General features: G+C 59.9%; 8 protein-coding genes and 2 pseudogenes. 1 reads left to right on the top strand and 9 read right to left on the bottom strand.

Annotated features, from left to right (window positions below):
- Nucleotides 1-3: 3 nt before the first annotated feature.
- The gene (locus TMO_RS19680) at nt 4-1,758 is read right to left on the bottom strand and encodes a Cas10/Cmr2 second palm domain-containing protein (RefSeq protein ID WP_145978299.1); all 1,755 of its coding nucleotides are present in this window, start codon (nt 1,756-1,758) and stop codon (nt 4-6) included.
- A gap of 109 nt (nt 1,759-1,867) precedes the next feature.
- Between TMO_RS19680 and TMO_RS19675 the strand changes: the two genes are divergently transcribed.
- A complete protein-coding gene (locus TMO_RS19675) occupies nt 1,868-2,410 on the top strand; it encodes a hypothetical protein (protein WP_014747443.1) in 543 nt (180 codons plus the stop codon).
- Here the strand turns inward: TMO_RS19675 and TMO_RS19670 are convergent.
- The 8 genes and pseudogenes from TMO_RS19670 to TMO_RS19640 all read right to left on the bottom strand — a co-directional run bounded on the left by TMO_RS19670 (nt 2,400) and on the right by TMO_RS19640 (nt 12,666).
- Nucleotides 2,400-3,362, bottom strand: a complete 963-nt coding sequence (locus TMO_RS19670; RefSeq protein WP_014747442.1) for a tyrosine-type recombinase/integrase — start codon at nt 3,360-3,362, stop codon at nt 2,400-2,402. The genes TMO_RS19675 and TMO_RS19670 overlap by 11 nt on opposite strands.
- A gap of 661 nt (nt 3,363-4,023) precedes the next feature.
- A pseudogene (locus tag TMO_RS19665) lies at nt 4,024-4,913 on the bottom strand (IS3 family transposase).
- Nucleotides 4,914-5,021: 108 nt separating this feature from the next.
- Nucleotides 5,022-6,644, bottom strand: coding sequence for a type I restriction-modification system subunit M (locus tag TMO_RS19660; protein ID WP_014747440.1), 1,623 nt, complete (start codon nt 6,642-6,644; stop codon nt 5,022-5,024).
- Nucleotides 6,641-7,870, bottom strand: a complete 1,230-nt coding sequence (locus tag TMO_RS19655) for an AAA family ATPase (RefSeq protein WP_014747439.1) — start codon at nt 7,868-7,870, stop codon at nt 6,641-6,643. Before TMO_RS19655 ends, TMO_RS19660 begins: the two co-directional genes overlap by 4 nt.
- The gene (locus TMO_RS19650; RefSeq protein ID WP_228382336.1) at nt 7,867-9,048 is read right to left on the bottom strand and encodes a restriction endonuclease subunit S; all 1,182 of its coding nucleotides are present in this window, start codon (nt 9,046-9,048) and stop codon (nt 7,867-7,869) included. The genes TMO_RS19655 and TMO_RS19650 overlap by 4 nt, the downstream gene beginning before the upstream one ends.
- A 97-nt stretch (nt 9,049-9,145) precedes the next feature.
- On the bottom strand, nt 9,146-12,175 hold the full coding sequence (locus tag TMO_RS19645) for a type I restriction endonuclease subunit R (protein ID WP_014747437.1): 3,030 nt from the start codon (nt 12,173-12,175) through the stop codon (nt 9,146-9,148).
- Between the two features lie 117 nt (nt 12,176-12,292).
- Nucleotides 12,293-12,376, bottom strand: a pseudogene (locus TMO_RS32940) (type II restriction endonuclease subunit M); the annotation flags it as partial.
- Nucleotides 12,373-12,666, bottom strand: a complete 294-nt coding sequence (locus tag TMO_RS19640; protein WP_041606902.1) for a HigA family addiction module antitoxin — start codon at nt 12,664-12,666, stop codon at nt 12,373-12,375. The pseudogene TMO_RS32940 and the gene TMO_RS19640, both read right to left, overlap by 4 nt.
- Nucleotides 12,667-12,671 lie beyond the last annotated feature (5 nt).

Raw genomic sequence — 12,671 nt, 5'->3', positions numbered from 1 at the left:
CCCTCAGACCTCCGCCATGTCCTGTACGTCCGGGGCCAGATAGTCCCAGAGCATGTCGAGATGCAGCCAGAGCCGGGCATCCGTTCCCTGCGCATCGAACCCCCAGCACCTCCCCAGCGTCTCCGCAGCCTCGCGGATCGCCGCCTCGGCCGGTGCATCCAGATCGCGCCAGAACCGACCCCGGGCCCGGTCGGTCTCCGTCGTCACCGGCCCGTGACGAAGCAGGGCATCGGCCAGGGCATGCAGCCGGCGACGGGGCAGATGTTCCTTCATCTTCGCCACGGCGCACGGCACGTCGTTCCAGCTTGCCCCCTGCGGGGCCGTCAGGCACATGGCGCTCGGCGTGATGCCCGCTGTTCCATAGGTCCGCGTCAGATGCGCCTCCAGGTCCTGGCCGACGGCATCGAAGGATTCGAGCACCATGACCGCCAGACGGGTGCTTGTCCGTTCTGCCTTCGCGACCTTGTCGGCCAGATTTTTCGCCAGCGTGCGGATGCCGTTGATCGGCGCATCATAGTGGCAGAACACCATGCCCAGACCGTGGGACATGTTCATCGACCAGCCATCCTTCTCCGGCACGTCCATCGACCTGCCCTTCCCCTCCACCGGCTCGTTGCGGATATGCTCGGCAAAGAGCGCAGCCACTTCCCACCCCCGCCAGGCCGGCAGCACCCAGATCAGTTCATCCCCGCCCCAGAGCAGGGTTTCGATCCGCGTGAGGGGATAATCCCGATCATCCAGCTCGATCAGCTTGACCACCTTCTCCAATAGCTTACTGCGCCAGCCCTGAAGCGCCTTGTCGATCGCCTTCTGGGTCTCGATCGGGGTGTCGCTTGCCTTCACAAGGTCGCGGATCTGTTCGCTGAACCGGTTGCCGTCGGCATAGAGCACGGCCATTTTGCCATCGAGGGGCGCACCGAGCCGGCGGGCCAGATCGGCGAGTTCGTCGGCATAGAGCGCGGCCATTTTGCCATCGAGGGCTTTGTCGGGCTGACGGGCCGGATCGGCGAGTTCGTCAGCATATGCGCGCTTGCGCCGCTTAGAGCCGTCGTCCTTCAGATAGGGTATGCCGTCGATCACCCGATCATAAAGCGTCTGCTTATAATGGCGGCCATAGGCATGGCGGTCGCGCACGCTCCGGCTCGCCGGATATCGGCCGGGGCCCTCATCCTTGCGCCGGAAAATATAGGTATCCGCAAGCCGGGTATGATCGTTCGGGCAGATCAGCTTTGTCTTGTCCCAGCTGGTCCCCGCCGCAGGCAGCACCAGCGAGGGGGCCTGCTGCTGCTGCCAGCGGATCAGCGCCAGCAGGGTTTCCATATCGGCCCGGAAGTCCGCCGTCGCGGCACAGGCGGCCGTCAGGATGCTCAGATGGTCCAGGACCCGGAGAAGCTCGGCTTCATCGATGGCGCCCGGAAGCGGCCTGGCTGGCTCACTCTCCTCATCGTTGGCTGCCGCGGGGGCATGGGCCGTCAGCCGCGCCCGCAGATTGCGGGCGACCGTCCAGGCGTCGGCCTGATCCGCCGCGCTCACCCGGAACACCCCCACCGATGCACCGGTCGTCACCTGCTCGACCGCGCCCCGGGTCAGCTCCTTCAGGGCCTTGGCCGCATATTCGACGGCATGCAGCATGGCGAGGCCGCTGCCGCGGATGGTGCTCAGATCCTCGGTATCCGAGAGGACCGCGCTGAAATTCACGCACTCCATCCGGATGTAGTAGGGTTGACCGGGCCCGGGGCCCTCCGGGGATGTCGCCATGGCGGTGGTCCACGTATGATTGCATTATCGTCACATCATGCCGCGCATATGAATGAGATGCCACATGTTTACGCCTGACACGCGAGTCACGCCCAGACGGATCCTCGCCGTGGATGCAGAAACCAATGGGCTCTATGGCGCGCCTTTTGCCATCGCGGCGGTGGCGCGTGGCGGCGGCGCTGCGCCCGCCGTCTTTCTGGGCCGGTGCCCGTTGATCGGGCCGGTCGATCCCTGGGTGGACCGCGAGGTCATCCCGATGATGACCGATATTCCCTGCACCCATGACGGGCTGGACGCGCTGCTCGACGACTTTTGGGTGTTTTATCGGGCAGAGGTCGAGGCGGCCGGCGACGAGGATCTGGTCTGCATCGCCCATTGCGCCGCCCCGGTCGAAGCCGGACTGTTCCGCCGCTGTGTCGAGCGCGATCCTGCAACCCGCGAATTCCAGGCCCCCTTCCCGCTTCACGATCTGGCGACGCTGCTGCTGGCAGCGGGAGAGGATCCCCGTGCGGCCCGCCCCTACCTGCAAAAGGCCGGCCTGAAACTGCCGGTCGAGGATCGCCCCCACGACCCGCTCGCCGATGCCTGGTGTTGCCTGATCGCGGCCGAAAACCTGCTGTCCGAGCCCCGGGCAGCAGCGGTCAGAGCATGACCCGCTCCACCTCATCCAGTGTCACATCATCCGGCCGCCGGTCATAAAGCTGGGTGGTGCGGGTGGAGGCATGGTTGGCCATGGTTGCCGCCTTTTCCAGCGTGCCCCCGTTCTTGAGATAGGCGGTGATCCCCGTGGCCCGGAAGCTGTGATTGCCGATCGGCGTCTCGATCCCGGCCGCCGCGGCCCGACGCCGGATCATCGCATAGGCATCGGCCTGCTGCATCGCCCGGTCGCTCAGCCGGCCGGTGCCGCGAGCGATGGTCCGGAACAGGGCACTCCGCCGGTCATCCGCCAGCGCACAGCCCTCCATATAGTCGTGCAGCCAGGCATCGAGATTGTGGTGACAGGGCATGTCGTGACGCTTGCCCCCCTTCTCGTGCAGCCGCACCCAGAGGCGGCGGTTCTGGACATAGACGTCCTCCACCCGCATGGCCAGGGCCGCACCGATCCGGGCGAAACTGTAGACCATCAGCCCGATCAGGGCGCGGTCGCGCAGCCCGATCGGGGTTGAGACGTCGATCGCCTCCAGAATCCGCCGCGCCTCGGCCGCCTCCAGAACCGGGGTCTTGCCCCGTTTGACCCGATGCACCGGGCCGCGCACCGACGCGGCCGGGTTGGCGGGCAGGATCTGGCCGGTCACCAGCCAGTCGAACAGATGCTTCAGCCCGGCCAGGCGCTGCTTGACGGTCGGCGCGGCGAAGTGCCGGCCCTGAAGCTCGACCCAGGCCGCGACATGCAGCGGCTGGACCTGACCGATCGTGGTCAGCCCGACGCCGCTGCACCAGGTGAGGAAGTCTTCGGCCGCCCGGCCATAGGCACGCCGGGTGTGCGGGTTGCGGATCCGGGCAACGAAGAATTCGAGGAAGCGCAGTTGGGCCGGTTCGCCAGCTGTAGAAATTAACGGCTGGCTACAAGCAAGCCATTTGAAAGTCTGTGTCACCAACCCCATTCAAGCCCCCAGATCAGTTCCCACGCCTCTAAAGGCGTGGGGACCGCGTATTATGGTAAATTTCTATAAAAGTACGATATAGTGATATCGAATTCCAGAACATACCAATCTCGCATCGCTATTTGATATGAACGGGATTCCGTTATGTAAAATTTTTATTATCATAACATCATCTCCTTTCCATTTTGAGTTAGTGGTATTTTATAACAACACATCCGTCATGTCAAATTATATTTATGATAAAGGACGTTATCATAGATATAGGCACCAGGTGAGGGAGATAGTGCCGGGATGTTTGGCCGGCTGCGGAAAAGTGGCGAAATTGAATAAGGTGCCACTCTAGCGGACCGCGCTCGGGCATCGAGGAGGCGTTCGGCTGGATCAAAGACGGTGATCGGCCAAAGGAGGAGCCGCTACCGGCACCACGAGTGACCTGGAGGGTCGAGGTCGGCTTCCATCACGGGCGACGGATCGGGATGAAGGCTCAGCGCTGATCGTTCTTCGGCAACCTGCTAAAGCTCGATTGCAGATGGCGATTTTTCTTATTTCTTCCCAGATTGCGGTCTTTCGGCTACCAATTTGCGGGTCGTTGACTCCCAATCTGCCGAAGCAGATGGTTCTCTGAACCGCGCCGGGTTCGTCGGAAGCTCGGCGCGTTGAGTCAGGCGGCGATGGCCGCCTGCTCCTGTTCGTCCCACCAGCGTTGCTCGGCCCCGGCCGGCGGGATGTTGCCGATCGGCTCGAGGAGCCGGCGGTTGTTGAACCAGTCGACCCATTCGAGGGTCGCACACCCGACGGCTTCCAAGGAGCGCCAATGGATCACCTCGGTTTTGTACAGCCCGTTGATCGTCTCGGCGAGGGCGTTGTCGTAGGAATCCCCGACACTGCCCACCGAGGGCACCACGCCGGCGTCGGCGAGGCGTTCGGTGTCGCGGGTCGACAGGTATTGGCCGCCTCGATCGCTGTGATGAACGAGGCCACCACCGGGTGCCGGCCGGCGCGCATGGCGGGCTTGCTCGAGGGCATCGAGAACGAAGCTCGCATGCGCGGTTCGGCTCGCCCGCCAACCGACGATACGCCGCGCGAACACGTCGATCACGAAGGCGACGTAGACGAAACCCACCCAGGTCGCCACATAGGTGAAATCGGAGACCCGGAGCCGGTTGGGTCCCGGCGCCCTGAACTGTCGATTGACGAGGTCATGCGGGCATGGCGTTGCCTTGTCCGAGATGGTCGTCCGGATCGGTCGACCACGAACAACGCCTTGAAGTCCCATCTCAGGATCTCGTTCGCCTGCCGCAGCTCGCGGTTCTCCCGCTCGCGTGCCTTCAGGCGGGCGTTCAGGTCCGGGGCGGCGCCGTCGATCTTACCGCCCTCACGCTCGGCCCGCTTCACCCACAGCCGCAGCGTCTCCGGTGTGCAGCCGATCTTGGCGGCGATCGAGGCGATGGCGGCCCAGCGGGAGGCGTGATCGCTCTCGTGCTCGAGAACCATCCGGACCGCGCGGCTACGCACTTCGGGGGCAAACTTGTTCGTCATCCTGCTGGTCATGGCTCCACCCTCTCAAGAGTTGGAGCCTCCGGCAAACCCGGCGCGGTTCAGCCATCGCGCGATAACGCTGCGCCCTTATTTCTCGTCGTTGATATGGGCGAAATGGCCTCAATTCTCCCCTGGCAGAAGAGGCAATCCAAGCTCCTTCAAGAAAGCGTTGTGTTTCGAAGTTGCCTCCCGGATCTGCTTTTGAAGCTCGACGAGTTCACCCTGGGTGGCTGACAGCTCGATCTCTTCCTCACCAACCACCGTACTGATGTAGCGAGAGATGTTGAGGTTGAAGCCTTCCTCAGCAATTCGATCCATGCCCACGCGCTTGGAGTAGCGCTCCTCTTCCTTTCGGAATTGATAGGTTTCGATGATTTTGGCGATGTGATCATCGGTGAGCTTGTTCTGTCTCCTACCCTTCGCAAAATGCTCGGCCGCATTGATGAAGAGTACGTCATCCGGCTTTTTGCACTTTTTCAGAACAAGGATGCAGACCGGGATGCCCGTCGAATAGAACAGATTCGCAGGCAGGCCGATGACCGTGTCGATGTGATCATCCTTCAGAAGCTTGGTGCGGATGCGCTCTTCCGCCCCACCTCTGAACAGCACCCCGTGAGGCAGGATGATGGCCATCACGCCCTCATCCTTCAGGTAGTGGAACCCGTGCAGCAGGAATGCGAAGTCGGCGGCCGACTTGGGCGCCAAACCGTAGTTCTTGAACCGCACATCATCGCCCATCGCCTCGGTCCGCTCCCAGCGCAAGCTGAAGGGCGGATTGGCCACAATGGCATCGAAGGAGGGCTTCTTGGCTGGGTTCAACTCGCGCAGAATATCCCAGTCGTTGTTCAGCGTGTCGCCGTGGTAGATGTCGAACTCCGTGTCCTTCACGCCATGCAACAGCATGTTCATGCGGGCGAGATTGTAGGTGGTGATGTTCTTTTCCTGCCCGTAGATTTTGCCGATGCCGTGCGGCCCCATGCGCTTGCGCACGTTCAGCAGCAGCGAGCCGGAGCCACACGCGAAATCGAGCACGCTGGCGAGCCGCTCTTTCTTTCCGGTTGCCGGCTCCTGGCTGTCTAGCGTCACGATCGCGGAAAGGATGTCTGACACCTGCTGCGGGGTATAGAACTCGCCTGCCTTCTTCCCGGAGCCGGCGGCAAATTGGCCGATCAGATATTCGTAGGCGTCGCCCAGCGCATCCACGTCGGACGAGAAGTCGGCGAGCCCTTTGGCGATCTCCGTGATGATGGCGCAGAGTTTGGCGTTGCGATCAGCGTATGTCCGGCCGAGCTTGTCAGAGCCAAGATTGATTTCCGAGAAAAGGCCGCCGAATGTGCTCTGAAAGGACTCGTTCTCAATGTATTTGAAGCCCGCCTGCAGGGTGTTCAGCAGTTCGTCGTTCTGGGTGCGCGCCATATGAGCGATGCTGGTCCAGAGGTGTTCCGGCTTGATGACGTAGTGCGCCTTGAGACGCATCTGCTTTTCAAAAGCAGCAACATCATCGGGGTTCTGCGCGTACCACACAGATAGGGGCGAGCGCCCGCCATTGCCGATCGCATTAGGATCAGGGTAGTCACGCCCAAGCTCCTTCTTCGCGGCCATCTCGTAGTTGTCAGAGAGGTAGCGCAAGAAGAGGAACGACAGCATGTAGTCGCGGAAATCGTCCGCATTCATAGCGCCGCGAAGCGTATCGGCGATGTTCCAGAGCGTTTTGCCCAGTTGCTTTTGATTTTGGTCGTTCATTGTGCGGGTGCTTCCTCAGGGGCGGGCGCTTTCGCCGGGGCTGCGGGCTGGGCTGGAACAACTCCCGGCAGGGCGAATTCGAACCGCGTGATGAATTCGCCCAGGATGCGGCGGAACAGTTCCTTGTTGTCCTCGCCCATCTCTGTGGGTTCATGGATGGCATAGGCGCCGTGGCTCAGCAGGTTCAGGGCCCGGTTGAACAGCGCCCGGTCTTCTTCGTTGTTCAGCGCCTTCAAGCAGAAGGCTATGCTTGGATGACCGAAGAAAGAGGCTGTCTTCTCCATGACGCTGCGCAAGGCGTTGAAGTGGAAGGTGTAGAGCTTCCCCTTGTCGGGATCGGCGGCACGCTGCAACTCGGCTAAAGTGGCGACGTGGTGGAAGAAGGGCGTATCCTCGGTCGCCTGAAGCGTGTAAGCGCCGTCGCCGTTTGGGCGGTGCAGGAAATAGCGCTTGTGGGTGATCTTCGGTTCGCCATCGGTCCGCCTGCCCATTTCATTGCACATGACGTTGAAGAACAGCGCATGGTGGGACGAGAAGATCAACTTGATCGGAGCGGGCCCACCGGCAGCATCCTTCCGCGTGGCTGCCCGGCGGAGAAGCTTAGCCAGATCGCAGGCCACGGAAATCGCGTTGTTGTCATCCAGCGACGAGATCGGGTCGTCGATGTAGAGATACTTCTTCCCCTGATAGGATTCATGCCCATCCAGCATCCGTTCGCAGATGGCCATGAAGATGCACCAGACAAAGATATTCTGTTCACCCCGCGAAACCTTGATATTGGACTGATCCCCCTTTCGGAAGCTCACGAAATCGGGCTTGGAGATGGTCTCGTTGCCCTGCTGAATTTCCTTGTAGGTGAAGTCGAAATCGAAATCGGCATATCGGGAAAGATAACCCGCAATTGTTTCGTCCAGTGCGAGTTCCGTCATCGCGTTGAAGAAGGATGACTTTTCGTTCAGTTGCAGGCGGCGAACGCTGTCGCCTTCGAGGTCGTTTTCCCAGACGAACAGATCCTCTGTGAAGGCATTGAAATAGAGCGTGTCAGGCGTGCCGGTCGGGTTCTTCTTGGTCTTGCGCTTCCCCGCGTCCTTGAACTCCATCGACAGACGTGTCTTGCCGGTGCGGTTGTAGGCATAGATCAAGACCAGCGAGACTGGCCCAGTTGGATTGTTCAGATCGTCACGAAGTCTGGCCACCAAAGTTTTCAGGTTCTTGTAGGTGCTCATGTGTCAGCCTCCCCGACCCGCGGGAAAAGTTGTTGCATCAGCCCTTTCTTGTGTGTCTTGAGCCTGTCGAGCTTTCGGGTTTCGGCGGCGATAAGGTCGTCGAGGGAGGTGAGGCAGTCGGCGATACGTTGTTGTTCTGCGACCTGAGGAAACTTCACGGGTATGGCTTCAATCGCTGACTTGTTGACCGCAGGAACCACGCCCCCGGCGTGATCGATCAGCGAAATCTGCTCCATCGTCAGATAGATGAAGAAATCTGTTGCCTTCCCCTTGATCGACTTAACTCCCGCCGCGTTGTTGTCGATCAAACATGGAACCGTCGTGATAGCGCGCTTATTGGAACGGATCGCTTCGCCAATCTTGGCGAAGACGGCCGTTCCGGCAGGGATCGGCTTGGCTCTCAATTCCTTCAATTGGTTTTTGTTGACGTAGTTTGCTGCTTCTTCGATGAACGTCTTTCCTGCGCCAAGCGACCTTGAAATGTCGCTCACCTTGTAGAAGGGGAAATCACCGCTTTGCTGACCTTGGTACCTCTCAGGGAAGCCGTAGCCCTGCAACACGGTCCCAATGTCGGAAATGGTGCCTTCTTCCCACTCCCCAGCTCCCTCAAACTCGGGGAAGCGGAGGCGGGGTAGGGCTTCGCCTTCCTGGGGGAAAAGCTGCTGCATCAGGCCCTTCTTGTGGGCCCTCAGCACCTCCACCTTCCGCCCCTGCGCCTCGATCAGCGCGTCCAACGAAGTCAGGCAGTCGGCGATCTTTTGTTGTTCGGGGAGCGTCGGAGGCGTCGCGGCAAGAATGCGGGAGAACGCCTCAAACTTCAAGTTGAGCGTATCCTTGACGAGACCCTGCGAATATCGCGCGAACTGGGCAATCAGTTGCGGCGTCTTGAAGTAATAGGAAAAGAAGACGCTGTTGGCGTCTTTGGTGGGTCTGCAGACTGTATAAGCTGGACTGACAATCCCTTCTATTCGTGAGAGCGCGTTTCTCCCCTCCCACATGCGCATTGTATTGTAGGCAATATCACCGGGCACAACGCGAAGGTATCTGCTCAAATCTCCGTTAGAGGTGTTCTTACGGTTGCTTTCTTCTTGCGGGATAATGCCATCCTTATCCGTCAGCGACAGCAGACGCAGATTGGTCCTTCCACTCTCTTCCCGCTGTGAGAAAAGCGCGCCCAAGCGCTTTGGTTTCCAATCTCCGGCATTCCGGAACTCCGGAAACCGCAGCTTCGGCACAAGCATAGCCCCACCGCCCGTCTCGGCAGAGGATTTCCCCTTACTGCTCATAAGCGCTCAGCCCTGAAATCTCGCGCCCGCCAGCGCGCTTCAACAGCACCGGCACCAGGTCGGCCATCAGGTCCAACTCTTTGACCCGCCGCGCCTTCCAGTTTAGGCCAAGGGGTTCCATCAGGTCGGTGAGCCGCTCGCCATCAAAGACCATGCGTTGCAGGATGGTGTCGACAAAGCCTTGCAGCGCCTCGGTCGCTAGTCCGTGCTTGTCCGCGATGCTCGCCAGCTCCGCCGCGTTCTTTTCCGCCTTGAAGCGGCTGTAGCCGTCGCGGATGGCCTTTTCGCTGAGTCCCTCGCCCGCCTTTAGGGTGTTGATATAGGCCGCGATATCCTCACGCTCGTCCATGAACTTGGCGTCGGACTGGATCAGGCCGATCAGTTCCTCGCGGCTCATCTTCTGCTTGCCAGGGGTCGCCTCGGAATAGCGGGCGATCAGGCCCATGATGTAGTCGTAGTCGATCACGGCCGAGGCGAAGAGGACGAACTCGAAATCAAGCTGGTCGGCTTCCTGTGTCGGCTTGTCCGCGCCCTTGCCCTGCTGGGCGCGAAGGCGCTGTGCGGTTTCCAGATAGGCCCCGCGGAAGCCAACGAGGTTGTCGCGCGGCAGGATGCGTTCGATCGTTGCGGCGTTTTCGGGGGTCAAGTCGGTGTATTGATCCAGCTGGGTCTTAAGCCGCTGGACCTCCTTGAAATGCTCGATGAAGGCCGCGCGGGCGGCATCGCCCTTGAGATTGGGCACGGCGTCGGGGGCGCAGTCCAGGCCCTGCGACTTCATGAAGGTGTCGAGCTTCTGGACGGCGGTTTCCAGCTTCTGGATAACCACGGGCGCCTTGTCGACCAGCCAGATTTCGCGAGCCCTTTCGGCGGCCGCCTCGCCGGAGAAAAGGGCGATAGCGGCATCGACCGCATCCTGCTGTTGGCGGAAGTCGAGGATGTTGCCATAGGGCTTGGTGGCGTTCAGCACGCGGTTGGTCCGCGAGAAGGCCTGGATCAGGCCGTGATGCTTGAGGTTCTTGTCGACGTAGAGCGTGTTCAGGAACTTGGAGTCGAAGCCGGTCAGCAACATGTCGACGACAATCGTGATGTCGATCTTGTGGTGCGGCACATCGGGATAGGCTTTCCGTAGGTCAGCTTCGGGCCATTGCTGGTCTTTGATGCGCTTCTGCACGTCCTGATAATACAGGTCGAACTCGCCGATCTTGTGGTTTGTACCGTAGTTGGCGTTGTAGTCCGCGAGGATGGCTTTCAGGGCCTCCTTCTTTTTCTCTGGCTCAACCGCGTTGTCTTCCTTCTCCGTCGGCAGGTCCTCCTGAATCTGCTTTACGTCAGGATCGCCCTCGGCAGGCGGAGAGAAGACGCAGGCGATGTTCAGCGGCTGGAAGCTGGGATCGGCAGCTTGCTTCTCGGCCTGCATGGTTTTGAACAGCGCGTGATATTCGATGGCGTCATTGATCGACGACGTGGCGAGCAGGGCGTTGAACCGGCGCTGACCGGTGGCCGCATCGTGCTTGGACAGGATCGCCTCGATGACCGCCCGCTTGGCCAGCGGTTCGCCCGGCTTGGGCACGGTCTTGCCCTGCGGCTTGTAATAGTCGACGTGGAAGCGAAGGACGTTTCCGTCCTCGATCGCATGCGTGATCGTGTAGGTGTGAAGACGCTTCTGGAAGAGGTCTTCCGTCGTCTTCATGCTGGCCTGGGTGTCCTCGATTTTCTGCTGAGCAGCGTTCTGATCAAAGATGGGCGTTCCGGTGAAGCCGAAGAGCTGCGCCCGCGGGAAGAACTCCTTGATGGCCTTATGATTCTCGCCGAACTGTGAGCGATGGCATTCGTCGAAGATAAAGGCGATACGCTTGTCGCGAAGGGGCTCAAGCTGTTCCTTGAAGCTCTTCTTGCCGTCTTTTTTCTGCTGCTTGTTACGCTTGCTGTTTTCGTCCAGCGCAAGGCCAAGCTTCTGGATCGTGCAGACGATGACCTTGTCGGTATAGTCATCAGAGAGAAGGCGCCGGACGAGAGAGGCGGTGTTGGTGTTTTCCTCGACGCAACCTTCCTGGAACTTATTGAACTCCTCGCGCGTCTGCCGATCGAGGTCCTTGCGGTCCACGACGAAGAGGCATTTTTCGATGTCGGGATTGTCCTTCAGCAGCGTTGATGCCTTGAAGGAGGTTAGCGTCTTGCCGCTGCCCGTAGTGTGCCAGATGTAACCGTTGCCGCAGTCCTGGGCGATGGAATCGACAATCGCCTTCACCGCGTAGACCTGATACGGCCGCATCATCAGGAGCTTCTGCTCACTTGCCACCAGCACCATGTAGCGGCTGATCGTCTGGCCGAGGGTACATTTGACGAGGAAAGTGTCGGCGAAGCTATCGAGATGGACAATCTTTTTGTTGTCTACATCGGCAAACTCGTAGACCGGCAGAAAGCGCTCCTCGGCATTAAAGGCGAAATGCCGTGCATTGTTGTTCGCAAAATAAAACGTGCGATCGCGGTTGCTGACAATGAAGAGCTGAAGAAAGCATAGGATCGTCTTGGTATATCCGTTCCCGGTGTCATTCTTGTATTCGACGATCTGCTCCATGGCACGACGCGGGCTTATGCCAAGGGTCTTCAGTTCAATCTGAACGACCGGCACGCCGTTGATCAGGAGAATAACGTCGTAGCGATGGTGGCTGTTGTCTGTGTTGATGCGGAGCTGGTTGACCACCTCAAAGGAATTCTTGCACCAGTCCTTGATGTTGACGAGCGTGTAGTTTAGGGGCGTGCCGTCATCGCGGGTAAAACTGTTTCGCTCGCGCAGGGTGCGGGCTGCCGTGAAAACATCCGGCGTGACGATCTCATCCATGAGGCGCGAGAACTCGGCATCGGTCAGGCGGACGCGATTGAGGGTCTCGAACTTCTCACGGAAGTTTCGCTCTAGTGTAGCACGATCTCTGATATCAGGACGATATTCATACTTGAGGTCCTTTAGCTTTGAGACCAAAGCCTCCTCAAGATCGCGTTCGGGCGTGATCGTTGCCATCGATGCAGCTCAGTTCTCTTCGGTTCTCGTTGGACGGGTCGTATCGTTCTTGGTCAAATTCTTGTCCTTGCTACTCTTCAATCTTTGGTATTCTTCAACCGACAACACCGGCCAGCCAAGAAATTGATACGGAAACTCTGCTGCGTCGAAAGAATTTTCCACAAGCTCGGTGACGGCCTCCCCGATCTCGACCGCGTTCATGCTTCGCCCTGCCTTTCGCCGGCGAGGCCCTGGAACGGCTCGACCACAATTTCATCGGCCCGACGCATGACCTCGGCCAGTTCATGGTCAAGCTGTTGGATCAGCCATTCGCGGGCGGGCGTGCCGAACGCCTTTTCCAACCGAACGGCCATCTCCGGCGAAATGCCTGACCGGGCGTTCAACAGGTTGCTGAGGGTCTGCCGATCAACGCCAAGGATGCGAGCGGCGTCGGTGACGCTCAGCCCGTTCCTTTCAAGGCAATCCTGCCGGATGATCGTCCCTGGGTGCATCTGTG

It is taken from the genome of Tistrella mobilis KA081020-065, from assembly GCF_000264455.2.
Taxonomy (GTDB): Bacteria; Pseudomonadota; Alphaproteobacteria; order Tistrellales; family Tistrellaceae; genus Tistrella; species Tistrella mobilis.
Note: the sequence above shows the minus strand (reverse complement) of the source record. Positions and strands in the feature narration are given on the sequence as shown.